Origin of the sequence: Parasphingopyxis sp. (assembly GCF_052168295.1) — a bacterium.
GTDB lineage: Bacteria > Pseudomonadota > Alphaproteobacteria > Sphingomonadales > Sphingomonadaceae > Parasphingopyxis.
In genome coordinates this window covers 25,911-50,941 of sequence record NZ_JBQLZN010000080.1, presented here as the reverse complement: position 1 = coordinate 50,941, position 25,031 = coordinate 25,911, and the positions used below count along the sequence as shown (strand labels likewise).

At 62.8% G+C, this 25,031-nt stretch carries 24 protein-coding genes; 12 read left to right on the top strand and 12 right to left on the bottom strand.

The window, feature by feature from the left end; all coding sequences use genetic code 11:
* Positions 1 to 17 precede the first annotated feature (17 nt).
* Positions 18 to 1,619: a phosphoenolpyruvate carboxykinase gene (locus tag ACTS1Z_RS12815; protein WP_442624857.1), complete on the bottom strand. Its 1,602-nt coding sequence runs from the start codon at positions 1,617 to 1,619 to the stop codon at positions 18 to 20.
* A gap of 190 nt (positions 1,620 to 1,809) precedes the next feature.
* On the opposite strand from ACTS1Z_RS12815, the gene ACTS1Z_RS12810 reads away from it, so the two are divergent.
* The 9 genes from ACTS1Z_RS12810 to ACTS1Z_RS12770 all read left to right on the top strand — a co-directional run bounded on the left by ACTS1Z_RS12810 (position 1,810) and on the right by ACTS1Z_RS12770 (position 9,654).
* Positions 1,810 to 2,523 (top strand): response regulator transcription factor, encoded by a 714-nt coding sequence (locus ACTS1Z_RS12810; RefSeq protein ID WP_442624856.1) that lies wholly within the window; start codon positions 1,810 to 1,812, stop codon positions 2,521 to 2,523.
* Positions 2,523 to 4,073: an ATP-binding protein gene (locus tag ACTS1Z_RS12805; RefSeq protein WP_442624855.1), complete on the top strand. Its 1,551-nt coding sequence runs from the start codon at positions 2,523 to 2,525 to the stop codon at positions 4,071 to 4,073. The genes ACTS1Z_RS12810 and ACTS1Z_RS12805 overlap by 1 nt, the downstream gene beginning before the upstream one ends.
* Entirely contained in the window at positions 4,070 to 5,014 is a 945-nt protein-coding gene (gene rapZ / locus ACTS1Z_RS12800; RefSeq protein ID WP_442624854.1) for an RNase adapter RapZ, read from the top strand. Before ACTS1Z_RS12805 ends, rapZ begins: the two co-directional genes overlap by 4 nt.
* Positions 5,015 to 5,419, top strand: a complete 405-nt coding sequence (locus ACTS1Z_RS12795; protein ID WP_442624853.1) for a PTS sugar transporter subunit IIA — start codon at positions 5,015 to 5,017, stop codon at positions 5,417 to 5,419.
* Complete coding sequence (locus ACTS1Z_RS12790; RefSeq protein WP_442624852.1) at positions 5,416 to 5,688, top strand: HPr family phosphocarrier protein; 273 nt, start codon at positions 5,416 to 5,418, stop codon at positions 5,686 to 5,688. The genes ACTS1Z_RS12795 and ACTS1Z_RS12790 overlap by 4 nt, the downstream gene beginning before the upstream one ends.
* 3 nt (positions 5,689 to 5,691) lie before the next feature.
* Positions 5,692 to 6,492, top strand: coding sequence for a TrmH family RNA methyltransferase (locus ACTS1Z_RS12785; RefSeq protein ID WP_442624929.1), 801 nt, complete (start codon positions 5,692 to 5,694; stop codon positions 6,490 to 6,492).
* Entirely contained in the window at positions 6,489 to 7,673 is a 1,185-nt protein-coding gene (locus ACTS1Z_RS12780; RefSeq protein WP_442624851.1) for a hypothetical protein, read from the top strand. Before ACTS1Z_RS12785 ends, ACTS1Z_RS12780 begins: the two co-directional genes overlap by 4 nt.
* Positions 7,674 to 7,763: 90 nt before the next feature.
* Positions 7,764 to 9,146, top strand: a complete 1,383-nt coding sequence (locus tag ACTS1Z_RS12775) for a cytochrome P450 (RefSeq protein ID WP_442624850.1) — start codon at positions 7,764 to 7,766, stop codon at positions 9,144 to 9,146.
* A 97-nt stretch (positions 9,147 to 9,243) separates the two neighbouring features.
* Entirely contained in the window at positions 9,244 to 9,654 is a 411-nt protein-coding gene (locus ACTS1Z_RS12770) for a hypothetical protein (protein ID WP_442624849.1), read from the top strand.
* Between the two features lie 3 nt (positions 9,655 to 9,657).
* Here the strand turns inward: ACTS1Z_RS12770 and ACTS1Z_RS12765 are convergent, their stop codons facing one another.
* The gene (locus tag ACTS1Z_RS12765) at positions 9,658 to 11,037 is read right to left on the bottom strand and encodes a DNA recombination protein RmuC (RefSeq protein WP_442624848.1); all 1,380 of its coding nucleotides are present in this window, start codon (positions 11,035 to 11,037) and stop codon (positions 9,658 to 9,660) included.
* Positions 11,038 to 11,177: 140 nt separating this feature from the next.
* On the opposite strand from ACTS1Z_RS12765, the gene ACTS1Z_RS12760 reads away from it, so the two are divergent.
* Complete coding sequence (locus tag ACTS1Z_RS12760) at positions 11,178 to 11,564, top strand: four-helix bundle copper-binding protein (RefSeq protein WP_442624847.1); 387 nt, start codon at positions 11,178 to 11,180, stop codon at positions 11,562 to 11,564.
* A 167-nt stretch (positions 11,565 to 11,731) separates the two neighbouring features.
* Here ACTS1Z_RS12760 and def read toward each other — a convergent pair whose 3' ends face one another.
* Both def and recR read right to left on the bottom strand, forming a co-directional pair.
* Positions 11,732 to 12,292 (bottom strand): peptide deformylase, encoded by a 561-nt coding sequence (gene def, locus ACTS1Z_RS12755; RefSeq protein ID WP_442624846.1) that lies wholly within the window; start codon positions 12,290 to 12,292, stop codon positions 11,732 to 11,734.
* A gap of 31 nt (positions 12,293 to 12,323) precedes the next feature.
* The gene (gene recR, locus ACTS1Z_RS12750) at positions 12,324 to 12,920 is read right to left on the bottom strand and encodes a recombination mediator RecR (RefSeq protein ID WP_442624845.1); all 597 of its coding nucleotides are present in this window, start codon (positions 12,918 to 12,920) and stop codon (positions 12,324 to 12,326) included.
* 53 nt (positions 12,921 to 12,973) lie between these two features.
* On the opposite strand from recR, the gene fmt reads away from it, so the two are divergent.
* Positions 12,974 to 13,879, top strand: a complete 906-nt coding sequence (gene fmt, locus ACTS1Z_RS12745; protein WP_442624844.1) for a methionyl-tRNA formyltransferase — start codon at positions 12,974 to 12,976, stop codon at positions 13,877 to 13,879.
* A complete protein-coding gene (truA, locus tag ACTS1Z_RS12740; RefSeq protein ID WP_442624843.1) occupies positions 13,876 to 14,619 on the top strand; it encodes a tRNA pseudouridine(38-40) synthase TruA in 744 nt (247 codons plus the stop codon). The genes fmt and truA overlap by 4 nt, the downstream gene beginning before the upstream one ends.
* Here the strand turns inward: truA and ACTS1Z_RS12735 are convergent.
* From ACTS1Z_RS12735 to ACTS1Z_RS12700, 8 genes are read right to left on the bottom strand one after another with little or no spacing between them, the layout of a single operon-like run.
* Positions 14,616 to 16,514: an XrtA/PEP-CTERM system amidotransferase gene (locus ACTS1Z_RS12735; RefSeq protein ID WP_442624842.1), complete on the bottom strand. Its 1,899-nt coding sequence runs from the start codon at positions 16,512 to 16,514 to the stop codon at positions 14,616 to 14,618. The two genes, truA and ACTS1Z_RS12735, sit on opposite strands and share 4 nt — an antisense overlap.
* A 6-nt stretch (positions 16,515 to 16,520) precedes the next feature.
* The gene (gene xrtA / locus ACTS1Z_RS12730; protein WP_442624841.1) at positions 16,521 to 18,056 is read right to left on the bottom strand and encodes an exosortase A; all 1,536 of its coding nucleotides are present in this window, start codon (positions 18,054 to 18,056) and stop codon (positions 16,521 to 16,523) included.
* A 1-nt stretch (position 18,057) separates the two neighbouring features.
* Positions 18,058 to 19,299: a TIGR03087 family PEP-CTERM/XrtA system glycosyltransferase gene (locus ACTS1Z_RS12725; protein WP_442624928.1), complete on the bottom strand. Its 1,242-nt coding sequence runs from the start codon at positions 19,297 to 19,299 to the stop codon at positions 18,058 to 18,060.
* A complete protein-coding gene (locus tag ACTS1Z_RS12720; protein ID WP_442624840.1) occupies positions 19,296 to 20,351 on the bottom strand; it encodes a FemAB family XrtA/PEP-CTERM system-associated protein in 1,056 nt (351 codons plus the stop codon). The genes ACTS1Z_RS12725 and ACTS1Z_RS12720 overlap by 4 nt, the downstream gene beginning before the upstream one ends.
* Before the next feature lie 8 nt (positions 20,352 to 20,359).
* Positions 20,360 to 21,205, bottom strand: a complete 846-nt coding sequence (locus ACTS1Z_RS12715) for an XrtA system polysaccharide deacetylase (protein WP_442624839.1) — start codon at positions 21,203 to 21,205, stop codon at positions 20,360 to 20,362.
* A gap of 26 nt (positions 21,206 to 21,231) precedes the next feature.
* Positions 21,232 to 22,461, bottom strand: coding sequence for an XrtA/PEP-CTERM system-associated ATPase (locus ACTS1Z_RS12710; RefSeq protein ID WP_442624838.1), 1,230 nt, complete (start codon positions 22,459 to 22,461; stop codon positions 21,232 to 21,234).
* 32 nt (positions 22,462 to 22,493) lie between these two features.
* Positions 22,494 to 24,122, bottom strand: a complete 1,629-nt coding sequence (locus ACTS1Z_RS12705; protein WP_442624837.1) for a hypothetical protein — start codon at positions 24,120 to 24,122, stop codon at positions 22,494 to 22,496.
* A gap of 2 nt (positions 24,123 to 24,124) precedes the next feature.
* Positions 24,125 to 25,030, bottom strand: coding sequence for an AAA family ATPase (locus ACTS1Z_RS12700; protein ID WP_442624836.1), 906 nt, complete (start codon positions 25,028 to 25,030; stop codon positions 24,125 to 24,127).
* Position 25,031: the final 1 nt, after the last annotated feature.

Sequence of the window (25,031 nt, the reverse complement as noted above, 5' to 3'; positions counted from 1 at the left end):
CCTTCTCTCCTGAGGCCTCACGCGGCCGTCGGCGCAGCCTCGCGAACGCCTTGGTCGACATGCTCTTCGAACTGGCTGAAATTGTCGATGAACAGGCCGACAAGCTTGGTTGCCATCTCGTCATAGGCTTCGGCATCCGCCCATGTGCCGCGCGGATCCAGGATTGCGTCGTCGACGCCCGGCACCGAAACCGGTACGTCGAAGCCGAAATTTGGATCGGAGCGGAATTCCGCGTCGTTGAGGCTGCCGTCCAACGCGGCATTGAGCAATGCGCGCGTCGCTTTGATCGGCATCCGTTCGCCGACACCATATTTGCCGCCCGTCCAGCCCGTATTGACGAGCCAGCATTTGACGCCGCCTTTGGCGATCCGCTCCTTGAGAAGATTGCCGTAGACGCTGGGATGACGGGGCATGAAGGGCGCACCGAAACAGGTCGAGAAGGTCGCCTCGGGTTCGGTCACGCCGATTTCAGTGCCCGCAACTTTTGCCGTGTATCCGGACAGGAAGTGATACATGGCCTGGTCGGGCGTAAGGCGCGCGATCGGCGGCAGGACGCCGAAGGCATCGGCGGTCAGCATGATCACATTTTTCGGCACCGGCCCGAGATTCTCTTCCGAGCTGTTCGGAATGAAATCGATCGGATAAGCGCCGCGGCTGTTTTCCGCGAGGCTGTTGTCGTCGAAATCGAGTTCGCGCGTTCCCGGGTCCATCACGACATTTTCAAGCACCGTGCCGAAACGCCGCGTCGTGGCGTAGATCTCGGGTTCCGCTTCTTCTGACAGCCGGATCATCTTGGCGTAGCAGCCGCCTTCGAAGTTGAAGACAGCCGTGTCGGACCAGCCATGCTCGTCGTCGCCGATCAGCGTACGGCTCGCATCGGCCGACAGCGTCGTTTTGCCTGTGCCCGAAAGGCCGAAGAAGATCGCCGTGTCGCCATCGGGCCCGATATTCGCCGAGCAGTGCATGGGCATCACGCCGTCGACGGGCAGGCGGTAGTTGAGAATGCCGAATACGGATTTCTTCATCTCGCCCGCATATTTCGTGCCGCCGATCAGAATCAGCTTTTCCGATAGATTTACAGCCACCACGGTTTCCGAGCGTGTGCCATGGCGTTCGGGGTCGGCCTGGAAGCTCGGCAGGTCGATAATCGTATATTCAGGCTCGAAGCCTGGCAGTTCGTCCGTTTCGGGACGGCAGAGCAGCGTCCGTATAAAGAGATTGTGCCAGGCGAGTTCGTTGATCACCCGCACGCGTACACGGTGATCGGGCTGCGAACCGCCATACAGGTCCTGCACGAACAGCGTGTCTTTCTTCGCGACCTCGGCGAGAAAATCCTTCTTGAGCGCGGCGAAATGCTCCGGTGCCATCGGCACGTTCACCTTGCCCCACCAGACGGTGTCTTCAGTTTCGCCATCGCGGACAATGAACTTGTCATTGGCCGACCGGCCCGTGTGCTTGCCTGTTTCGACGACCAGCGGGCCATGTTTCGCGAGGCGGCCTTCGCCCCGGCGTACGGACGTTTCGATCAGTGGCGCGGTGGTGAGGTTCCAGTGCAGTTCGGCGCTGCCGGTATCGATGCCCTGCTGGGCCAAACCGAAAGCGGGGGTATGAGCGGACAAGAGAAATCTCCTAAGAAAATCGGAAAGAACTTCGCAGCCGTCCAAGGCGCGTCTGTTCCTCTTCACAGCCCTAAGCAGTTGAAGAATGAAAAATCAACGCGGCAGCGCGCTTTATCGGGTAAAAGCGCCCATTGCCGCGACGTCCGGAGGCGGCTAGTCAGGCGCGCAACGCCTAGGGATTGGTGACTGGATGACTGCCACGATCGCGCTTGTCGACGACGACAAGAATATTTTGACCTCGGTATCGATCGCTCTTCAATCGGAAGGCTTCACGACCCGTATCTATTCGGATGGCGAGACAGCGCTCAAGGCGCTGATCGAAAATCCGCCCGATCTCGCGGTGCTGGACATCAAGATGCCGCAGATGGACGGGATGGAGCTTTTGCGCCGTTTGCGCGAAAAAAGCGCGATCCCGGTCATATTCCTTACATCAAAGGATGACGAACTCGACGAGGCGCTTGGCCTCGCCATGGGCGCCGACGATTATATCTCTAAACCGTTCTCGCAGCGCCTACTGATCGCGCGTATCCGAGCCATATTGAGGCGCAGCGAGCTATCCGCGCAGAATGCCGAGAATAATGGCGATGAAGAGACCATAGCCGAGCGCATCGTCCGTGGCCGCCTCGAAATGGACCCCGCGCGGCACCGCGTAAGCTGGGCCGGGGAGAATGTGACGCTGACGGTAACCGAATTCATGATACTCGAATCGCTTGCGCAACGCCCCGGTATCGTCAAATCGCGCGACCAGCTTATGGATGCAGCCTATACCGACGATGTCTATGTCGACGACCGTACGATCGACAGCCATATCAAGCGGCTGCGGCGCAAGTTCCGCCAGGTCGATGAAAAGTTCGACGCCATCGAAACACTTTATGGGGTCGGCTATCGCTTCGCCGAGGAATAGTGGCAACCGATACCGATCTTGACCTGACATGGTCCGCCCGCTGGTCGCTGACCAGCCGGATTCTCGCCGTCAACATATTCGCCGTCGCGCTGCTCGCGGGCAGCTTTTTCTGGCTCGACAATTATCGCGTGCGGCTGCTCGAGGAACGCACCCGGCAAACGGAAACGCAGGCCGAGCTGATCGCGAGCGTTATCGACCGCACGCCGGCAGGCGCGCGGGACGGCGTCGTCGCTGCGCTCGGCGCAACGAGCGGGCATCGGATCCGTATCTACGGTGCAGATGGCGAGCTCGCGCTGGACAGCTGGGCCGTTTCCGAACCGACCTATGTGAACCGCGATATCGCCAACGAAACTTGGCAAGGCAGCGTTGCGCGATGGATGGACCAAGGCATCGAGACGGTGGTGAACGCGGATCCCCTCCCCGATTTTGCGGAGCCGGAAGTCGACGAATTGGCCGCGTGGGAGTTCGCGCGCGACATCGACGATGCCGACGGCGCGGTGACCGAACTCGCACTCGCACCGGATCGCACACCGATGGTGTCCGTCGCCATGCCGCTCGACGGCGTGAACGAAACCGTATTGGTGACCGCCAATGCGCGCGACATCCGCCGCGATGTGCGCGCGGAAAGGCTGCGGCTCGGCATCATCGTCTTGGCGGCCGCGCTGGTTTCGATCCTGCTGTCGCTGTTTCTAGCGCGCACGATCGTCCGGCCATTGCGGCGCCTATCGCTCGCGGCCCGCCGTGTCCGGCTCGGCAGGGCGCGCGAGGTCGTGTTGCCGAGGCTACCAGATCGGCGCGACGAAATCGGCCTGCTCGCCCGCACATTGTCCGATATGAGCCAGGCCCTTCGCCAGCGCATCGATGCCACCGAGGCTCTCGCTGCTGACGTCGCCCACGAGCTCAAGAACCCGCTCGCGTCGCTGAGCTCTGCTGTCGACAGTCTCAGAAAGGTCGAGGATCCCGAACTCCAGAAGCAGTTGCTCGACGTCGTGCAAGACGATGTGCGAAGGCTCGACAGGCTGATCACCGATATTTCGAACGCCTCGCGGATCGATGCAGAGCTTTCGCGAGCGAGCTTCGAAAGGGTCGATATCGGCGATCTCATCGGTTCGATCGTCGCGTCGCGAGACGAGCGCGGGGTAAACGATGGTGTGCGGATCGCGTTCGGACGCCCGCGCAGCGGCAGCGCGATCGTGATGGGCGATGGATCGCAATTGGCGCGCGTGCTCGAAAACCTGCTCGACAATGCGGTTTCCTTCTCTCCAGCGAACGGCACCGTGCGGCTCGGCGCGACCGCCGATGGCGAACATGTTTTCATCACGGTCGAGGACGAAGGGCCAGGCATACCGGAGGGTCAGACCGAGGAGATATTCCGCCGATTCCATAGCCTCCGCCCCACCGAGGAGGAGTTCGGCAAACATTCCGGCCTGGGTCTGGCGATCGCGCGCGCAATCGTTGACGGGCATGACGGCGAGATAACCGCACAGAACCGCGAGGATTCGGCAAGTGGCGCGCGGTTCACTATATTGTTGCCGATGGCCCAGGCATGACCGATCTTGCTCCCTCCGATCGCCGCGTTCTGCTGGTCACCGGCATGTCCGGCGCCGGCAAGTCGACCGCCTTGCGCAGATTGGAAGATATGGGCTGGGAGACGGTCGACAACCTCCCGCTCAGCCTGTTCGAAAAGCTCTTCGAAACGAGCGAACCGCTCGATCCGACCAAGACCGAACGCTCGATCGCGATCGGCATTGACAGTCGCACACGTGGTTTCGATGCCAATGCGATTGTCGAGCGCGTCAAGAGCCTGAACGCCGCGAGCGCACTCGATATCGAAACGCTTTTTCTCGATTGCACGGAAAGCGAGCTTGAGCGGCGATTTTCGGAAACCCGCCGGCGACACCCCTTGGCGCTCGACCGCCCCGCCGCGCACGGCATCGCGCTCGAACGCGAACTCATGACGCCGCTGCGCCGTTGGGCCGAACATCTTGTCGATACTACGGACAGTTCCACCAACGACTTGCAGAAGGATATCCGCGCGCGCTTCGGCTCGGAGGCCCTTGAGGAGCTCGTCGTGACCGTCATCTCCTTCGGATTCGCCCGGGGAATATTGCGCAACGCGGACCTGCTGTTCGATATGCGGTTTCTCCGCAATCCGCACTGGGACGAACAGTTGCGCGCGCACACCGGGCTAGATCCGCAAGTCGGCGACTATATCGCAGAGGACCCGGCCTATGACGAAGCATTGCAGCGTATCGAGGAGTTGGTCGTGATGCTGCTGCCGCGATATCAGGCGGAGGGGAAATCCTACGTTACCGTCGGATTCGGCTGTACCGGTGGTAGACACCGGTCCGTCCATGTCGCCGAGCGCGTCGGCGAACGGTTGCGTGAAGCCGGATTTTCCCCCACGGTCTCCCACCGCGATTTGGCCTTCCCGTCGCTCGATTCCGTCGAGCGCGTGGGCGCCGGTGAAAATGGCACTGCAGGTGAGTGAATGATCGGGTTGGTTCTAGTGACGCATGGCAATCTTGCGCGCGAATTCGTCGTCGCGATGGAACATGTGGTGGGGACGCAGGACCTTATCGAGGCGATATGCATCGGGCCGGACGACGATATGGAGGAACGCCGCGCGGATATCGCGAAGGCGGTCGAAGCCGTCGATACCGGTAATGGCGTCATAGTTCTGACCGATCTGTTCGGCGGCACGCCGTCCAATCTGTCGATCTCGCTCATGCGCCCGGAGGAAGTCGAAGTGATTGCCGGGATGAACCTCCCGATGCTGATACGCCTGGCAAGCGCGCGGCAGTCGATGAGCGTAACCGACGCAATCGCTGCCGCCCGGGAAGCGGGCAAGAAATATATCTCCGTCGCGTCCGAAATATTGGGGCAAGCCGCTTGAGCCGGGTCGAACGGACGGTCACTATTGCCAATCAGCGCGGCCTGCACGCCCGGGCGAGCAGCAAGTTCGTAACGCTGGTCAGCGAGATGGACGCCGATATCGAGGTTTCGCGCGACGGACAGACCGTCGCCGGCTCGTCCATTCTCGACCTGATGATGCTGGGTGCGGCGATGGGCGATACGATAACGATTGCCGGAGAAGGCGACGGGGCCGACGCGGCCGTTGCGAAGCTTGCGGAACTGGTTGAGTCCAAGTTCGGGGAGGATTGACCCCTGCCCCGCGAAATTACGGCATTCTCCAATCCGCTGATCAAGCGGGCCAGAGCCCTGCGCGACAAGAAACATCGCCGCAGCGAGGGCCTGTTTCTGGCAGAAGGGCTGCGGATTCTGACAGAGGCCCAAGAGGCCGGGCATCTGCCGGTGCAGATATTCTTCGCAGACGATGGGTCACCGCATCCGCGCACCGAGTCCCTTGTGGCCGCAACCGAGGCCGCGGGCGGCGAGGCGATCGTCACGACCCGTGCCATCCTTTCCAAGCTTTCCGGCAAGGATAATCCGCAGGCGGTCGTCGGCGTCTATCGCGAACTGCCGACAGCGCTCGAAGCGCTGGACCGCACGGTGGCGCCGATCTGGCTCGTCGCACAGGCACTGCGCGATCCGGGTAATCTGGGGACCATGCTGCGGACCGGCGACGCCGTCGGTGCCGGCGGGTTGATCCTGATCGACGATTGCGCCGACCCCTTCTCCGTGGAAGCGGTGCGCGCGTCGATGGGGGCGATATTCACGGAGTCGCTGGCAATGGCGCGGTGGGAAGACTTTCTCGCTTGGCTGAAAGGCGGCGATGGGCAACTGATCGGAACGAGCCTCGACACCGAGCTTGACTATCAGGCACCGGACTATGCGGCTCCGGCCTTCATTCTTACGGGCAACGAGTCCGCCGGGCTTCCGCCGGATTATGCGGCGGCGTGCGACCTGCTAGTCAAAATTCCGATGCGCGGCAAGGCGGACAGCCTGAACGCGGCCGTCTCGACCGCCGTCATGGCCTATGAAGTGCTGAACCAGTTCCGGCGATGAGCAAGGTTCGCCGCCGCCTCGTTCTGTATCTCAGCGGTTTCGACCCGCGCGGCGTCCGCTATTACCACCAGCTCTACCGCGCCGAGGCGGAGAGACAGGCAGCGGTATCCGGTTACGACATCGACGTGGGGAAGCGGGAGCGGATTGCCGACCATCTGATACGATGGGATGTGCGGTCGCAGATCGGCGCGGACGCCACCGAAACCGAATATCTCTATTGCGAATGGGACGACATCGTCCGGCAATTCTGGGTCAAGCAACCGGCGAAACTCGCTTGGGTGACGCTGACGGCCTCCTGGCGAGCGCTCCGCTCCGGTGTATTCGCGAAAACCTTTCAGTGGAGTTGGCCAGCCGGCGTCACGGCAACGATGCCGGCCCTACTTATTTTGCTTCTTCTGCTACTTGGGATCGGGCTGAGTATTGCCGGTTATCTGGCGGTCGGAATAGTTGGCTTGATCGGCGGCCTCGCCTTAGGGTTCGGCCTGTTGTGGCTGGCCTATCGTCTCGAGCAAAAGTTCAATCTGACCTGGGTTGGTCGCATACTGAGTTTTCACGAACGCGAGGAACAGAGCCGGACGCGTGCGCTCGATCGTCGCCGCGACGAGTTCGGTGCGTTACTCCGCGAGCGGCTTAATCGGGGTGGCGTCGACGAAATACTCGTGGTCGGGCACAGCTACGGCGCCGCGCTGGCAATTGCCGTCGTCGCCCGCGCGCTCGACGATATGCCGGATGAGGCCCCGACCCTGTCGCTGCTAACCTTGGGTCAAACTATCATGTGGCTGGCCTGGCTCCCCGAAGCGCAGGCGATGCGCAACGAGATCTCTGCAGTGGCTGAAAGCGATGGCGTCGACTGGATCGATATTTCGGCTCCGCCCGACGGTGCCTGTTTCGCGCTCGTCGATCCCTACACCGCCATTGGCGACCGCAATAGCGAGCGCGCCAATCCCAAGCTGCTCAATGCGAAATTCCACGAAATCATGCCCGCCGCAGAATTCGAAAAGAGCTCGCGCAACTGGATGCGGCTGCATTTCCAGTACATCATGGCGACCGCGAAGCCCGCAGATTACGACTATTTTGCGATCACGGCGGGGCCGCAGACGCTCGCTGAACGTTTCGCGCATCGGCCGTCCGTGCGGGACTTCACACGGTTGCGGCGCGGCAAAGCGAAGAGTTTGCGCTAGAACCGTTAGGGCTGAGCCTGTCGAAGCCCGTCTCTCCTACCGATAAACGCCCTTCGACAAGCTCAGGACTAACGGATATTGGAAATTTCGATGCCAACATTCGTTCCCCCCAAACCCGCTGGCAATCCGAAAAAGCTCGGTCCGCTCGCGCGTTTCATCAAGAGCTTTCATTCCTCGACTGCGCCGCTCTACGCGAACAGCTATTCGATGAAGCTCGGCGAGGTGCGCCTGCCGCGCCGGACCATGTATTTCGTCAACCAGCCCGATCTCGTGCAGGACATACTCCTCGGCGATGTCGACCGCTATCCCAAGTCCGACCTGATGGCGACGATGCTCGAACTGCTGCTCGGCGAAAGCATCTTCGTGTCGAACGGGAATCTGTGGAAGCAGCAGCGCCGCATGATGGATCCAGCCTTCGAGGCGACACGGATCAAGGCGATCTTTCCGCTGATGCGCGAGGCGGTTGACGCGATGGCCGAGCGGTTCGCGGCCGGTGCGGCGGGCGCCGACACGCCGATCGACCTGGAGATGACGCACGTGACCGCCGACGTCATCTTCCGCACCATCTATTCGCGCCCCTTCACCCGTGAAGAGGCCGAGATCATCTTCGAGAATTTCGAGCGGTTTCAGCATCTCGCCTGGCAACACGGCGTCTGGACTCTCGCGGGCGTGCCGCAATGGCTGTCGCTGGGCAGGCTGCGCGCTCGGCGCTCGGCGGCGACGATCCGCGAGCTGTTGCATGCGCCGGTCCGCGAGCGGCTTGCCGCGATCGCGCGCGGCGAAGACGTGCCAGAGCGCGATATGCTGGCGAGCTTCATCCGCGCCGAGGATCCGGAAACCGGCAAACGGTTCGACGAGCGCGAACTGGTAGACCAGATCGGTATCATGTTTCTCGCCGGGCACGAAACCTCGGCCTCGGGGCTGGCCTGGGCGCTCTACCTGATCGCGCAATGCCCCGACGTGCAGGAACGGTTGCAGGCGGAAGCGGACGCCGCGTTCGCCGACGGCCCGCTCGAATTCGAGAAGATGCGCCGCCTGCCCTTCACGCGCGATGTGTTCCGCGAGACGTTACGCCTCTATCCGCCCGTCGCCTTCATCCCGCGCGATGCAACCGAAGAGCAGGAGATGCGCGGCAAGCATATCCTGCCTGGTGCGATCCTCTTCGTGTCCCCATTGCTCGAACACCGCCATACCGAGCATTGGGACGATCCCGACACTTTCGATCCCGACCGGTTCAGCCGCGCGGAGACCCGGGAATCCGAGCAAAAGGCCTATTTTCCGTTTTCCAAGGGACCGCGGGTGTGCCTTGGCGCCGCCTTCGCGCTGCAGGAAGCGGTGATCGTGCTGGCAACGATCATGCGCGACTGGACGGTGACGCCGGTGGACGGCCATGTGCCGAAGCCCATTGCCCGGCTGACCCTGCGCTCGGAAAATGGTATCAGGCTCAATCTCGAACGACGGAGAAAGGATTAGCGATGCGCATTCTAGGACTGGCGCTGCTGCTCTCGCTGGCGGCCTGCGCGACGACCTATGCGGGTGGCGAACCCGTCTACGAAGATACAGTTTACTGATGGCCCGGCGCGCACTGATCGCCGCCATCGCTTTCGCAGCGATCCCGCTTTCCGCCTGCGAAGAACCGGCTGAAACCGACGCGGCGGAAACGCCGGAGGTCGCCGCCGAAGAGGCGACGCCGGAAGCCGAACCGATCTTTACCGGCGTCGGGCAGGAGCCGGGCTGGTTCCTGCGCATCTATGACGACGTCATCGTCTACGAAGCCGATTATGGCGAACGGCGCGTGACGGCCCGGACACCGGAGATGGAAGAGTTTGACGGCGGACGGCGCTACGAGAATGATTCCATCCTCGTCGAGATACTCGACGAGCCTTGCACCGACTCGATGAGCGGAGCCCCCTACCCCGCCATCGTTACGATCACCGAACGCGGCAGCCCGCCCGTTCAGGGGTGCGGCGGAGACGCCTGAGGCTTATTCGGCGGCGTCCGGCGCTTCTTCGTCGTTATCCGACTGCGGCAGCGCGGCGGCACTGGGCTCGCGGGCCGATGCTTCGATCGGCGGCAGTTCACCGATCTCGTTCTTGCCCGTCTCGATATTGAGTTCGGCGAAGCGCCGCCCGGTCGACAGCACATTGCGTTCGAAACTGCCGACGAACTTGTTGTAATTGTTAACCGCCGTAGTGAGGCCGCTGCCGACCGTGCGCATATGCCCGGCGGCCACCGCGAGCCGATCGTACATTTCCTTGCCGAGCTGACCGATCTGCTTCGCTTCCTGCGCCAGCCCCTCCTGCCGCCAGACGGCCGCGACGGTTCGCGCGATCGCGATCAGGTTGGTCGGCGTGGCGAGCAGCACTTTCTTGTCGAACGCATGGTCCCAGAGCGATGGTTCGTGTTCCAGCGCCGCCGTCAGGAAATGCTCGCCGGGCACGAACATGATCACATAGTCGGGTGCGTCGGCGAACTGATCCCAATAAGCCTTTCGCGACAGGCCTTCGATATGGGTCTTCATTGACGTGCAGTGCCGGGCCAACGCGATTTCGCGCGCCTCTTCCTCGTCCGCGTTAAACGCGTCCTGATAGTCGTTGAGCGAAACCTTCGCGTCGATCACCAGTGAACGGCCGCCGGGCACGCGCACAATCGCATCGGGCCGCAGCCGTCCCTCTTCGCCCTCAATGCTGACCTCGGTGTGAAAATCGGTATGCTCGGCGAGCCCGGCGCTTTCGAGCACGTTGCGCAATTGCTGCTCGCCCCAACGCCCGCGTGCCTTGGGCGCATTGCGAAGCGAATTGACGAGCCGCGCCGCTTCGGTCTGCACCCGCTCCTGACCGGCGCGCATCTGGTCGATCAGCCCGGTAAGCGTACCGTAGGCCTCGGTCCGGTCCTTCTCGATCTTGCCGACCTGTTCCTCATACGCTTTCAGGCGCTCGCCGACCGGGCTCAACAACTGCTTGAGCCGCTCCTCATTCTTCTCACCCGCCTGATGAAAGCGCGCATCGGCGCGTTCGAGAAACTGTTTCTGCGCTTCGCTCAGCATCTTCGCGCCGACTTCGCTGAATTGCGCCGTCAGTGCCTCCTTGGCTTCACGCAGCTCGGTCAGCCGGGCCTCGAACGCACGATCCCGCTCTTCGGCCGAGGCCTTGAGCCCGGCCAGTTCCCGCTGCGCGGCGTCGCGCTCATCACGGACGCCATCCAACGCGGTCCGCAAGTCTTTCGCAACCGCTTCGCCTTCCATGCGCAGGCGGGCATTTTCCTCACGCAGGGGCGCCGCACTACGGCCACTCGCGACCCAGCCAAGCACCGCACCTGTAACGAGCGCCGCGATGACAATAAGCGAGATGATCAGCGGGTCCATGCGCTTTCCTGATGAGAACGAAGAGAGAACTTAAGTCGCATTCGGCGCCGCGGCAACCGAATAATCCACGCTAGCGGAACTATCGCTGCGCCCTCCCGTTGGCGAAGACAAGAACACACCCGCTTCAAGGAGAGAGAGCCATGTCGATTGCCGAAATGATCAAGTCCCATCCCGATGTCGCCGGTCATCTGAACGAACCGCTTGCGACGGCGATCCGGCATGCGATGTTCTGCGCCGCAATCTGCAACAGTTGTGCCGACGCCTGCTCTGCTGAAGACGGGGATATGCGCCAGTGCATCCGGATGTGTTCGGACTGCGCGGATATGTGTGATGCGACGTTCAAGATCGCCACGAGGCGAACGGGCGACAATGAGCGGCTGCTGCGCAAACTCCTGGAGCTGTGTGCCGATTACTGCGAGGCCTGCGCCGAAGAATGCGGCAAGCACGACAACGATCACTGCCGCCGCTGCGCCGAAATGTGTCGTGAATGCGCCACCGATTGCCAGACGGCGCTCGAAAACCTCTAAAGCGGGTTACTTGCAGTGTTGGAGGATGTCTGGCTGACTCCGCCGCGATCGCACCGATGCCATATAGGGTAGAATAACTGCCCTAATTTGAACAGTCTTTGCGTAAACTATGTCAAGTTAGAAGGGGATCGTCCCGCTACAGCGTCAAAAGTTAGCCGCCCTAATGCCTATGCAGCCTTCAGCCGCCGCGCCTTTTCGAGCTTTTTGAGTACCATGTTGCGCTTCATGCGCGAGAGATGGTCGATGAAGACGATGCCTTCGAGATGGTCCATCTCGTGCTGTAGGCAGGTCGCGAGCAGGCCTTCGAGCCGTTCCTCATGCTGCTCGCCATTTTCGTCGAGCCAGCGCACGACGCACCAGTCGGGCCGGTCGACATCGGCGAACTGATCGGGGATCGACAGGCAGCCCTCTTCATAGGTCCGCAGATCGTCCGAAGTCTCAAGGATTTCGGGATTGATGAAAACGCGCGGGTCGTTGATCACGCCATGGTCGTGATCGCATTCCTCGCCGTCCTCGTGATCGTGCGGTGCGGGCTCCTGCAGATCGATGACGAGAATGCGCTTCGGCACGCCCACCTGGATCGCCGCGAGCCCGATGCCGGGCGCGTCGTACATCGTTTCAAACATGTCTGCGATCAGCTTGCGCGTCTCGTCCGTCACGTGCTCCACGGGCGTGGAAACGGTTTTCAGACGCGGGTCCGGAACTTCGACAATCGGTAGAATGGCCATTACGGAGATTTAGGCCGTAGATGGCTGTCTTTCAAGCGACCGGCCGCCGCGCTCTGAGCGCCTGCGCCAGCGTCCCCTCGTCGAGATAGTCGAGTTCGCCGCCGACCGGCAGGCCATGGGCAAGCTGCGTGATGCGGACCGGATGCGATTCGAGGCGCTCGGCCAGATAATGTGCGGTCGTCTGGCCTTCGAGCGTCGCGTTCATCGCCAGCACGACCTCGTCGATCTCCCCACCGGAGACGCGCGCGATTAGTTTGTCGATATGCAGGTCTTCGGGCCGCACGCCGTCCAGCGCGGACAATCGTCCGCCGAGCACGTGAAACCGCCCGGGAAACAGGCGGGAGCGATCGAGCGCCCAGAGGTCCGCCACTTCTTCGACAACGCAGAGCGAGCGCGTATCCCGCTTCGCGTCCGTGCAGATGCCGCACGGGTCGCTGGTATCGACATTGCCGCATATGCTGCATGTGGCGAGCTTGTCCGCGACCGTTTCCAGCGCACGCAGCAAGGGTGTCAGCGAGGCCTCGCGTTTCTTCAGCAGATGGAGCACCGCACGCCGGGCAGACCGCGGCCCCAGCCCGGGAAGCCGGGCGAGCGCGTTGGTCAGCTGTTCGATCTCCGCGGATGCCATGCGATGCAGTTAGGGGGTTGCACTCCCCTTTGCCAAGCGGTTGAAGCATCGGCATGCGGATCATTTTCATGGGCACGCCCGATTTCGCGGTGCCGGCGCTGCGCGCGCTGGCCGATGCGGGGCACGATATCGTCGCAGTCTACAGTCAGCCGCCGCGCCCGGCGGGCCGGGGCAAGAAACCGCGCAAGTCCGCGGTGCATGAAGCCGCCGATGAGCTTGGGTTGGAAGTCCGGACGCCCGCCAGTCTCAAACCGGATGAAGAAAAAACGGCATTTGCGGCGCTCAACGCCGATGTCGCGGTTGTGGCCGCCTATGGCCTGATCCTTAATCAGGCCATTCTCGATGCACCGAAACATGGCTGTCTCAATATCCATGCTTCGCTCCTTCCGCGCTGGCGGGGCGCTGCGCCCGTCCAGCGTGCGATCCTCGCCGGCGATCCGGCGACCGGGATCACGATCATGCAGATGGAACGCGGCCTGGATACAGGACCGATGCTGACCCACGCGGCGACGCTCGCCGATCACAAGAGCGCCGGAGAGCTGACGGCCGAGTTGGCGGAAATCGGCGCGTCGCTGATCTGCGATACGCTGGACGCACTCGATGGGCTGGAGGCGACCCCGCAGAACGAAGCCGATGCGACCTATGCGGAGAAGATCGACAAGGCCGAAGCCAGGCTTGATTTCTCGCAAACCGCCGAGCAGGTGGAGCGTGCCGTCCGCGCCTTCAATCCGGTGCCGGGCGCGTTTTTCGAACATGATGGCGAACGGTTCAAAGTCCTTGCCGCCGAGATTTCGGGCCGATCCGGCGATACCGGCGCGGTGCTCGACGATGCGCTGACCATCGCTTGCGGCAAAGGCGCCATCCGCCCGACCCGTATCCAGCGGGCTGGAAAGGGGGCGATGGATACGGCGGAACTGCTGCGTGGCTACCCGATTCCGGCCGGCACGAAACTCGAATGACCCGGTTCCGGCTCACGATCGAATATGACGGTGCACCCTATATGGGTTGGCAGCGGCAACCGCATGGGCCGAGCGTCCAGCAGGCGATCGAAGAAGCCTGTCAGGCAATCACCGGGGAGGAGGTGCTCGTCTATGGAGCGGGGCGGACGGACTCCGGCGTGCATGCTCTGGCCATGGCCGCGCACGTCGATATCGCCAAGGATATCGATGCGTTTCGGCTTGGCGAGGCGATCAACGCGAAACTGCGCGGCGAAGCAATTGCGATCCTCGATTGCGCTGAAGTCGACGACGAATGGCATGCGCGGTTCGATTGTATCGGCCGGCGCTATCTATACCGCATCGTCAATCGCCGCGCCCCGCTCGCGCTTGAGCAGGGCCGTGCTTGGCGTATTCCGCAGCCGCTGGGCGAAGTGGCGATGCACGAGGCGGCGCAACTGCTTGTCGGCAAACATGATTTCACGACATTTCGGTCTGCGCACTGCCAGTCGGAAAGTCCGGTAAAGACGCTCTCGTCACTTGCCGTGCAGCGTGAGGGCGATGTCGTAGCTATCACCGCTTCGGCCCGCTCCTTCCTGCACCATCAGGTCCGGTCCATGGTCGGCTGTCTCGCGCTGGTCGGTATGAGCCGCTGGTCGGCGGACGATCTCAAAGACGCGCTGGAGGCTGCGGACCGCAACCGGCTCGGCCTCAACGCGCCGCCGGACGGGCTTTACTTCGTCGGTGCTGACTATCCCGACTAACGCCCGATCGCGAACACCCGGCGCAGCGATCGGTCCAGCATCATCAGCTGCCAGATCGTCCTGCCATGCTCCTCCTTGCCGCTGCGATGCGCGGTCACGATCCGCTTGATCGCCTGCCGGTCGAACCATTCCGTCTCCGCGAGCGCCGTGCTGCTGACGAGTGCGTCCGCCTCGTTCGCCAGCGCGCCGCGGAACCAGGCGCTGATCGGCGTCACAAAGCCCATTTTCTGCCGGTAGAGAATATCCTCGGGCAGATAGCGTCGCATCGCCTGCTTCAGCAGCCATTTTCCCGTTCCGCCGCGCACGCGCTGCTTGAGCGGCAGCGTGGCTGCAAATTCAACGAGGCGGTGATCGAGCAGCGGTTCGCGCGCCTCCAGGCTCACGGCCATGCTCATCCGGTCGACCTTTGTCAGGATATCGCCGGGCAGCCAGATTTTGAGATCGGCATATTGCGCAGCGGCAAGGCCGTCCTCGACCGGCGCATTCTCCATCGTGCGAACATAGCGGTCCTCGGCACGATGCCCCTGCAGCGCGGTTGTCATCTTGTCGCTGTAGAGCGCCCTGCGCAGGGCAGGTCCGGTAACGCCGACGGAGGCCGCATAGGCTTCGCCGCTAGACATGCCGAGCCCCTGAAATGTCGATTTGGCGCGCAGGAAACGCGGCGCCCAGTCGAGTTTCGGATAGGCCGCACCCAGGCCGCCGAAAACCGGGCGGCGTATGGCGTGCGGGAGAAGTTTGCGCGCCCGCTCCTCGCCCGCGTGAAAAACGTGCCGCCGATATCCGGCGAAAATTTCGTCTGCCCCATCGCCCGACAGCGCTACCGTCACCTTTTCACGTGCGAGTTCGCACACCCGATACGTCGGAATGGCGCTTGCATCGGCAAACGGCTCGTCGAATGCGTCGACGAGCGTATCGATGAGCGCGAAATCGTCCGCAGCCACGGTGCGCTTGCGGTGATTGGTCGCGAACCGGGCGGCAACGCGGTCCGCATAGTCGGTTTCGTCATACTCCGCCTCGTCGAAACCGATCGAACAGGTTTCGACGGCCGACCGGCTCTGTTCTGCCATCAATGCGACGACTGACGAGCTGTCGACCCCGCCGGAGAGGAAGGCGCCGAGCGGCACATCGGCGATCAGGCGGCTGCCCACGGACTCGGTCATATGCGCGACGAGTTCGTCTTGGGCCGCTTCTGCCTTGCGGCGCTGCGGCGAGAATTGGACGTCCCAATAGCGGCGCGGCTCAGCGAGCGGCAGGCCGCGCCGCGTCATCAGATAATGGCCGGGCGGGAGCTTCTTCACGCCCGCCACGAAACACGCATCGTCCGGCACATAGCCCAGCGCCATGAAATCTTCGACGGCCGTCTCGCTGGGCCGCCGGCGCAGCAGCGGATGCGCCAACAGGCCTTTCAGCTCGGAAGCGAAGATCAGGCTGCCGTCCGATACTTCGGCATAGTAGAGCGGCTTGATGCCGAGCCTGTCGCGGCCGAGGAACAGCGTTTTGGCCTCTTCGTCGTATAGCGCGAAGGCGAACATGCCCTGGAACCGCTCGATGCAGAGCGGGCCCCATCGCCGCCAGGCATGGAGAATGACCTCGGTATCGCAATTGGTTTGGAACTCGTGGCCGAGCGCCAGCAGATCGGCGCGTAATTCGCGATAATTGTAGATCATCCCGTTGAAAACGGTGACGAGCTTGCCGTCGGGCGTCGCCATGGGCTGCGCGCCATCTTCGAGATCGATGACCGCGAGACGGCGGTGCCCGAATCCGACGCCCTGCGCCGTCCACACACCAGCGTCGTCCGGCCCGCGATGCGCCATGCTGTCGGCCATCGCCCGCACACGCGTTTCATCGACCGGTTTGGCCGTCTCAAGATGAAAAATGCCTGCTATACCGCACATGGCGGCTCAGTCGGCCAAGCGGACCGCCCGGTCAACCAGGCTTTCGATGCCGCCGGCATCGGCGAGAAAGGCCTCCATCGCGGCGCGCGCGTTATCGCCCTCTGCCGAAATGGTGACGCCGATGGCGCGCTGATCGCCGCCGAATAGCCGCGCCCGCAACGTCTCGAGCTTGGCCTGCCGGGTTCCCGATATCCGCTCGCCGCCGATCCATTGATATTCGAATATGATCCGCGAGACCGGGCCTGGCGCGATTATCCGATAGGCGCGGGTCCATTCCGGGGCCGGCAGGTCCTCGATCCGTGACCATTCGGTCTCGGGCGGCAACCCGCCCTGGCCGCGCCCGACAACATCGCGACCGCCGCTCTGGCTCGCGAAATAGCCGATGGCGATATCGACGGTCTGGCCCTCCGCGTTCCGATACCGGCCCTCGACTATCCGGTCTGCACCCAAATAGGTGGCTTGCCACGGATAGCGCATGGCAGCGTCTGTACGCTCCCACCCTTGGATGACGGGCAAGCGCATGGATGGCGCATCGGCGCTGGCAGCGTCGGTCGCGGCAAGCCAGAGCATCGGCGCCGCGGCAATGCCCAGCACGAGAGAAGCGATGCCAGCAATAGCGGCATTGCTGGTTGTCTGCGCACGGCCGATACGAATGTCAGCAGGATCGAAGGCTGGATCGTCCAGATCCCGATCGAAGAATTTCCAGCCAATCGCAAATACGACCGCGATCACGAAAGCGAAGAAGAACCAGCCATAAACGACATGGTCGGCGCTTTCGGCAAACTCGATGCCATAGACGCGCGCGAGATAGATGGTCCCGAAGGCCCGGATGCCGTTGGCCACGATCGGCACGACAAGGCAGACCGCCATGAACGCCACGCGCTTCGGCCAGGTCCGGAAACAGAGATTGGCCGCCAGTGCACCCAGCGCCGCCATCGCAATCAGGAACTTCACGCCCGAACAGGCCTCGGCCACTTCGAAATAGCCGAAGGGCGTCGTGATAAAGACCCCCTCGATATGGGCGGGAATGCTGAAAAGGCCGAGCAGGATCATGCTCAGATCCGCGGTAATCGCCTGTAGAGCTGGCACGAACTCTTGTCCAAACGGCACGAGAAACAGGGCATAGCCGAGCGGAAACAGGAGGCCCTGGGTCACGGCCCGTCCGAGGATGGTGATCACACTGCCCTGCAGCATAACGACAACGCCAAGATGACGGCCGACCCCAACGCTCGCGGCTTCGGCGATCAGCCAGCCCCCTGCGCCGATTGCAACGACGGCAAGGCCGGGCGTCCAGATGGATGGCTGGAGCTGCACCAGTTCCGCGCGGCGCTGCCAGACCAGCCAGCCAATGATCGGCAGGATCAGAAAGCAGTGGTTGAAGGTTTCACTGGTCCACCAGACGGTGATCATATCCGCGATATCGGCGCGGAACAGGATGCCGAGCGCAGCGAAGACCGCTGCGAGCACGGCAAGATGCACGCGCCATGCGTCGGCGACGCCTTTCGAAAGGGCCGGATACCCAATGGCGCGGCTCGCGGTCATCTCAGTCCACCAGCGCTGCTACGGCATCGTGTTGCGAAGATTCCGCCATGCCGATCAGCGCCCCGATCGGCGCGAGCGTCTCGGCCCAAACATAACGGTGGAGCATATGGCGGCGCGCCGCCTGTCCCATGGTTTCGGCACGAGACGGGTCGGAGAGCAATTCCAGCACTTGGCGCGCTTCCCGCGCCGGGCTGTCCGCAACCAGCAGATGTTCGCCGGGCCGGGCGTCTATACCCTCGAACGCCAGTGCCGACGCGACGACCGGGCGCGCCATGGCCATCGCTTCGAGCACCTTGTTCTGTATCCCTCGCGCCGTACGGAGTGGCGCGACGACGACATCCGCGGCAGCGAGCCAGCTGCGAATATCCTCCACACTGCCCGTTACGATGACGCCGTCCCGATCCGCCAGTACCTTGACCTCGGGTGTCGGATTGCGGCCGACGATGGCGAATTGAGTGTCCGGTTTTTTGGCGCGAATGGCTGGGAACACATCGTCGGCGAAGCTCCGCACCGCCTCGATATTCGGCCGATAGTCCATCTGACCGGTGAAAATGATCAGACTGCCGTCCGGTTTGTCGACCGTTGCGAAATCCGCGTCGGGATCGAAGAACCCGCAATCGATGCCGTTTTCTAGAACACGGACGCGATCGGCGTCGATCGCGGCATCCTCACGAAATAGCGCGGCTTCAGCCGCACTGACGAACAGGCTATGGTGAGCACGACGCGCGACTTGCTGTTCGAAAGCAGACAGCAACCGGGCTTCTCGATTGTGCATATAGCGCACGAGACCTCGGGAACTGTCCGCGTAGGCGGCGAATTTCGCCGAATCGACATCGCAGAAATCGACGACGTAGCGCGTATCCGCTGGCAGCTCCGGCACGAACTGCGCCATCTGCCCGGAAAAGACGAAGACGGCATCGATCGTCCGCGCGTCCAGCGTTTCGCGCACAAAGCGCCGGATCGCCGGGCTGTCGAACATGGTCAGCGACACCGGCTTTCCGGTCAGTACGGCTTTCGCCGCGCCAACAGGCGTCGAAACGGTACGTTTTCCAATATGCAGCGATCCGAGCATCGGACGCAGCGCATCGGCATGGCCCATATCCGCATCGTCATCGGCAAAGGTCGCGAGATGCACTGTGCTGAGCGTGGCGAGATGCCTGAGGATGTTAAAGGACCGGATCTTGTCGCCGCGGTTCGGCGGATAGGGAATGCGATGGGCGAGGAAGAGAATATCGCCCATCAGCCCAATCCCTTGGCGATCCAGGGGCCAATGCGGTTGGCGATCGGCAGCGGCAGTCGCTGCCAGAGCGCGACCTGGAGCCGGTATTTCGGGCTGTTCGGGTTCATCTCGCGCGGAGCGGCGCCGTCGGCCACCTTGCCCGCATAAACGAGCGGTTCAGGCTTAAACCCCCAATTCTTCTTGTGGTTGTATGGCCCCGTGCGAATCTTCGAGCGGCCGAAATCGAAGCGCGTGCATGCGCGCTCGCGCGCATGGTTCATCAGTGCATAGTAGAGAACGTCATTGGCACGCAGGTCCCGCGCCTCGAACAACCCCCCACCCCAGAACGGCATGACGGTACCGCCAAAATAGAAGCTGAGCACCGATGCGACGGCTTTCCCTTTGTGCCGCGCCGTCAGGATATCGGCCCCGTCGCCGAAACGATCGAGCATCGCGTCGAACAGGCTGCGCGGGAAAACCGGCGTACCCAGATTGCGGACGCTGGTCGCATAGACCGTATAGTGATCGGCCCGATCGCGCTCCGAGGTGCCGGCCGTAATTTCGAGATCGTTTTTCAGGCCCTTGCGGATTTCGGCGCGGAGCTTGCGGGGTATCGCCTGGAGCTGTGCCTCTTCGTCCTCCGCGAGTTCCTTGGAGAAGCCGGCATAAACGCCTTCGCGCCGGGCCCAGCCCTTCGGCAAAGCGCCGCCGCGCAGCTCGACTTCGGGACAGCTCAAACGCTGGGCCAATTGCCATGCCGCTTCGACCATGGCGTTGGCGTTCGCAGGGTTGGACACGAGCGCACCGCCGCCCACGGCGAATCCGCTCGATACCAGCGCGCGCCCGAACAAGGGCGAATGCATCTCCGTCAACGGCAGGACACCGCGCAACGTCCCGGCGCGCTCCCCGAGCAGCATATGCGCTTTCTGTCCGCACCCCTCCTCGACTGCCTTCAGCCATTGCGGCAGGTGAAAGGGCGTGCCGCCCTCGGTGTCGCGGACATAGGCTTCGATGCGGCTGCATTCGTCGGCATCGTTCAGATCGGCAGCGCGCACGCTGAGTTTGTGGAGGGACATGGGCGCGTTCATTGGATTGCCGCCTTCTGCGCTTCGGCGACCTGATCCACCCTTCCCCATGCGAAATCGCCGAGCAGCTTTTCGAGCTTGCCCTCCATTGCCGACAGACGGCTGTAATGCCGGACCTTCGAGCGGATCGGCGCGTTTTCCACGCGCGGCTGATCGGGGTCGATCTCCCATGGATGAAAATAGAACACGGCCGGGCGCCGGTCCTGCCCGTTCACCTGACCGATCGCCCAGTGCGAGAAACGATAGGGCAACAGCCGGAAAAAACCGCCGCCACCGGCCGCTATTGTCCGCCCGCCAAACCGCGCGGTCGTCACCGGCAGTTCGATCAGATCAGAATCGGAGAGCGGCTCAAAGGCGAAGCGCGGCGCTTCGGGCCAGCCATAGTGGTCGTGAACCACGGGTGCGACGCTGGACGAATAGCGATAGCCTTCTTCGGCGAGAATCTCATGCGCCCAGGGCGTTCGTGCATCGATCGAGAAACTCGGCGCGCGATAGCCGGTTATCTTCTGCCCGGCGGCCACTTCGAGCGCGGCGCGCGCCCGTTTTAGGTCGGCGCGGAATTCTTCCGGCTGCATCGTGAAAACGCGGCGATGGTCCCAGCCATGGCTGGCGATTTCATGTCCGGCGTCGGCTATCCGGCGGATCAGCGCGGGATAACGTTCTGCCACCCAACCCAGCGTGAAGAACGTGCCTTTAACCCCTGCCCGTTCGAACAGCGCAAGCACGGCATCGCTGTTGCGCTCCACGCGATGCGGGAGCGCGTCCCAGTCATCGCGCGCGATAACGGTCTCGAACGCGCCGACCTGAAACCAGTCTTCGATATCGACCGAAAGCGCATTGCGCATGGCGGGTCATGTCCTCCTCGCGAGGGTTAGGCCGCGTCGCCGCTGACGACGCCGAAACTGCGCTGTTCTTCGTCTTCCTCCACCCATTGGATGAGCAGCGTCAAGACCCGGCGCAGCGCCGCTTCCTGTTCCTCGATGCGATCCTCGAGCGCGGCGAGGCGCGCTTCGCGATCGTCGGCGTCTTCGCCTGTATCGACCGAATGGACCGGAGCGGGCACCGCAGGTTCAGCAACCGGCTCGACCGGAGCAGGTTCGGTGCTCTCTTCGCCGGACTGCGGCTCTTGCGAACCGATGGCCGCGAGCGATGCATAGACGTCAGCGTCCGCTACGTCTTCGGGCTCTTCTTCTTCGGCCTCGTCCGTGACGTCTTGGAGCGCCGGAGCCACAATCGGAGTGGGTTCAGTGACCTGTGTTTCTGATGCGGCTTGCTCGGAAAGCTCGCGCTCGTCGCCGGCCATGTCGTCCAGGACCGCCCGGACGGCTTCGCCATCGATTACGGTAAGCTCTTCGACCGCACCGAACAGCATGATGCGCGCCATCAGCGTGTTGAGCCGGCGCGGCACGCCATCCGTCGCGGCATAAAGCGCGGCATAGGCATCTGGCGTAAACTGCGGATTGCCGTCCCAGCCCGCAATGGCGAGCCGGTGAACGATGTAGGGTTCGACCTCATTCTCGTGCATCGGGTCGAGATGATGTGTCGCGATCACGCGCTGGCGCAGCTGCTCGAGATTAGGCGCCGTGCGGACCCGGTCCCGGAATTCGGGCTGGCCGAGCAGGAATATCTGCAGCAGCGCGCGGCCCGCCGACTGGAAGTTAGAGAGCATGCGCAATTCTTCTAGCGCCGAAACAGAGAGATTCTGCGCTTCGTCGACGACGAGCAGCGTACGCTTGCCCGCACGCGCCTGCTCGTGGAGAAACCGCTCGATCTGATCGAGCACGGCGGCCTTTTCATAGCCATGTGCCTGCAAGCCGAATTGCTGCGCAACAAGCCGCAGCATGTCGTCGCCCTCGACCTGGGTCGAAACGACCTGCACCGCGGTCAGCCGCGACGTATCGATCGTCGCCATCAGATGGCCGACCAGCGTGGTCTTGCCCGCCCCGATATCGCCGGTGATGACGATGAACCCCTCGCCCTGCGCCAGGCCATAGCCGAGATAGGCCATCGCCTTTTTGTGCGTATCGCTCTCGAACCAGAAACGCGGATCGGGCGTCAGCTGGAACGGGTTGCCGGACAGGCCGTAATGTTCGCTATACATATCTTTTCCTTCGAACGCTTTCGCGTATCTCCCTAGAACCCGTATCTCACACCGAAGAGCAGCGTACCGAGCCAGTCGGTCTCCTCGCCCTCGATATCGTTGGCGAACAGCCCGGCCGTCGCCTGCGCGCTGAGCCCGCTATAAAGACCCACGCTGTAGGTGGCTGAACCGCCGGTGCTGAACACATCGCTCTCGCCCGGAATGCCGCTGTTGAACCAGGTCGCGTACAGGCTGCCGTCGAGGCTCGAATTGGGCGTCAACTGGCGGCCGAGATTGGCCTGCAGCGAGAAGGCTTCGTCCGTCACCCGGTCGAGCGAGAAATTGGCGGCCGTTGTCGGTGCCAGATAACGGCGGTTCTGGTACCCCGCGCCGACGCCATAATTCCATGGTCCCCGACCGCCGGCCCAGACTATGCTGCCACCGCGGCTGCGGAAGTTCGCCGAGTTAAGCGACGCAAAACCGGTGTCGAAACAGCCGCCCGCATTGGCGCCTTCGCCGAATACGCAGCCGTTGAACTGGCCGAAGCCGTTGCGGCCGACGGTGAAGCTGGTCGGCAGGCCGGCCAGCGTATTGGTCGTACCGCGGCCGAAACTGCTGATCTCGTTATACACGGCCGCCTGCAGCGTGCTCGAAGAGCTGGCCTGATAGGTCAGATAGCCGTTGTAGATCGTGGTATCGTAACGATGCCCGACACGCGCCGAGAGCTCGAGCCGCGGATTGGGCCGCCACAATATGCCGGCATCGTAAATGAACCCGTCGACGTCATAGGCGAGCAGGCGCGGCGAGTTGGGGTCGCTCTGGAAGCGTCCATTGCCGTCGAGCACCGGATTGCCGGTGGCGTCGACCAGCACGTCGCGCTGGCTGATCTCGATATCCTCGTAACCGACGCCGCCGACCAGCGCGAGCGTTGGCGTCACCGGAACCGTGACGTCGACCCGGCCATAATAGGCCTCGTAGCGCTGATCGAGCTGGCTCGCATCCTCGCGCTCATAGCCGCCCGACACGATCCAACCGAACGGGAGCGTCTCGCCCGGCGGCATGCCGACGCTCGCAGTCGCCAGATGATAGGTGCTGTGATCGACATAATCGACCGGGGCCTGGTTGGGATCGGTATTGGCCGCGAAATTGTCTTCGACATGGGTGTAACCGATCCGGTAACCGGCGCCGAATTCGAGCGGTCCGGCGCGCGTCGACAGTGTCGGTCCGCCGAATACCGAATAGACTTGCGTGCTGTTGTCATTGTCGCCGACCAGCGAGCCGAGCCCGTCACCGCCGATTTCGGTGCGTGTACGCGCCGCCAGGGCGCCCGCCTCGAGGCTCAGGCCGCGCGTGACATTGGCACGGGCCCGCACGACGCCGCTATGGACATCGTCGTCAACAATCGAGTCGTCCCATCCGATCCGGCGCTCATAGCGATAGCTGGCGCCGATTTCGAAGCGGCGTGACGTCACCACGCCATCCACGCCGGCCGCGACGGTCGTATAGGTAACGACATCGTCGTTGAACGGATCGTTGCCGCTGAGATCGAACTCCAGGATCTGCTGCACTTCGACATAGGGCGCTATGTCCGAACGCGCATGGCCGGGCGATGCCAAGCCAAGCGTGGCGGCGGCACTGGCAATCGCCACCGGAAAAATGCGGTTTTTGGCTGGGATACGCATAGCTATTCCCCGTATCCGTAGTAATTGCTGAACCGCTTGCCGTTCGGCGTGAACGTCGTATTGTTCAGCAGCAGTTGGATGTGATCGCAGCCGCTCAACAGGCCGAGCGCCTCGCGCAGTTCCTCTTCGGTAGTCGTGTCGGCCTTGACCACCATGACCGTCTGACCCGCATGCAGGGCGAGCACGGAGGCAGGCGATGCCGAGAGCGCAGGCGGCGAATCGAAGATCGCGACGCGCGTCGGGCTATTGGCCAGAAGCTGGCGGAACACGTTACCGGTGCGCTGTGCCGCCAGAAGCTCGGTGGCGTCATCGGTGCGCTTGCCCGGCCGGAGCACCGAAAGGTTCGGAATGTCGGTGCGGACCAGGCAGGATTCGATATCGATCGACGGGTCGGCGATGGCGTCCATCAGCCCGGGCCCGTCCTCTATGCCCATAAGGGCGCCGATCTCCGGGTTGCTGAGATCACCATCGGCAAGCACGATATCGAGATCGGGTTCGCGGCTCATCGACAGCGCCAGATTGACCGAACAGAAGGTCTTGCCCTCATCCGGTTTGGCCGAGCAGACGAGGATCATCCGGCCATTCTCGATCGCCACGCCGTCTTCGCCGGCCGCGCGCAGCAGCAATTGCCGTTTCACGATGCGGAACTCTTCGGCGAGCGCGTCGGGACGCTGATCCGGCAGCGCGAAGCCGCCTTCAGCGAGGGCAACGCGGTCGATCGCAACGGTTTCGCTCACCGGCTGCGGACGCAGCGGCGTTACAGGCGCATCATTCGCCGGTGCCTGATGCACCGGAAGCTCGGTGGCAAATTCGGTCTCGGCCGCACGCAATGCGCCGGCGAAATCGAACTTTTGGGATGCCCGTTCGAGCAGCGATCCGCTTGAGCGTATGGAGCTGTGCTTGTTCATC

What these genes read in the sequence shown, in the direction of transcription:
- ACTS1Z_RS12810 (WP_442624856.1), top strand. Translation starts at nt 1,810, where the DNA reads ATGACTGCCACGATCGCGCTTGTCGACGACGACAAGAATATTTTGACC.
- rapZ (WP_442624854.1), top strand. Translation starts at nt 4,070, where the DNA reads ATGACCGATCTTGCTCCCTCCGATCGCCGCGTTCTGCTGGTCACCGGC.
- ACTS1Z_RS12795 (WP_442624853.1), top strand. Translation starts at nt 5,015, where the DNA reads ATGATCGGGTTGGTTCTAGTGACGCATGGCAATCTTGCGCGCGAATTC.
- ACTS1Z_RS12780 (WP_442624851.1), top strand. Translation starts at nt 6,489, where the DNA reads ATGAGCAAGGTTCGCCGCCGCCTCGTTCTGTATCTCAGCGGTTTCGAC.
- ACTS1Z_RS12775 (WP_442624850.1), top strand. Translation starts at nt 7,764, where the DNA reads ATGCCAACATTCGTTCCCCCCAAACCCGCTGGCAATCCGAAAAAGCTC.
- ACTS1Z_RS12770 (WP_442624849.1), top strand. Translation starts at nt 9,244, where the DNA reads ATGGCCCGGCGCGCACTGATCGCCGCCATCGCTTTCGCAGCGATCCCG.
- ACTS1Z_RS12765 (WP_442624848.1), bottom strand. Translation starts at nt 11,037, where the DNA reads ATGGACCCGCTGATCATCTCGCTTATTGTCATCGCGGCGCTCGTTACA.
- ACTS1Z_RS12760 (WP_442624847.1), top strand. Translation starts at nt 11,178, where the DNA reads ATGTCGATTGCCGAAATGATCAAGTCCCATCCCGATGTCGCCGGTCAT.
- def (WP_442624846.1), bottom strand. Translation starts at nt 12,292, where the DNA reads ATGGCCATTCTACCGATTGTCGAAGTTCCGGACCCGCGTCTGAAAACC.
- recR (WP_442624845.1), bottom strand. Translation starts at nt 12,920, where the DNA reads ATGGCATCCGCGGAGATCGAACAGCTGACCAACGCGCTCGCCCGGCTT.
- fmt (WP_442624844.1), top strand. Translation starts at nt 12,974, where the DNA reads ATGCGGATCATTTTCATGGGCACGCCCGATTTCGCGGTGCCGGCGCTG.
- truA (WP_442624843.1), top strand. Translation starts at nt 13,876, where the DNA reads ATGACCCGGTTCCGGCTCACGATCGAATATGACGGTGCACCCTATATG.
- ACTS1Z_RS12735 (WP_442624842.1), bottom strand. Translation starts at nt 16,514, where the DNA reads ATGTGCGGTATAGCAGGCATTTTTCATCTTGAGACGGCCAAACCGGTC.
- xrtA (WP_442624841.1), bottom strand. Translation starts at nt 18,056, where the DNA reads ATGACCGCGAGCCGCGCCATTGGGTATCCGGCCCTTTCGAAAGGCGTC.
- ACTS1Z_RS12720 (WP_442624840.1), bottom strand. Translation starts at nt 20,351, where the DNA reads ATGTCCCTCCACAAACTCAGCGTGCGCGCTGCCGATCTGAACGATGCC.
- ACTS1Z_RS12715 (WP_442624839.1), bottom strand. Translation starts at nt 21,205, where the DNA reads ATGCGCAATGCGCTTTCGGTCGATATCGAAGACTGGTTTCAGGTCGGC.
- ACTS1Z_RS12710 (WP_442624838.1), bottom strand. Translation starts at nt 22,461, where the DNA reads ATGTATAGCGAACATTACGGCCTGTCCGGCAACCCGTTCCAGCTGACG.
- ACTS1Z_RS12705 (WP_442624837.1), bottom strand. Translation starts at nt 24,122, where the DNA reads ATGCGTATCCCAGCCAAAAACCGCATTTTTCCGGTGGCGATTGCCAGT.
- ACTS1Z_RS12700 (WP_442624836.1), bottom strand. Translation starts at nt 25,030, where the DNA reads ATGAACAAGCACAGCTCCATACGCTCAAGCGGATCGCTGCTCGAACGG.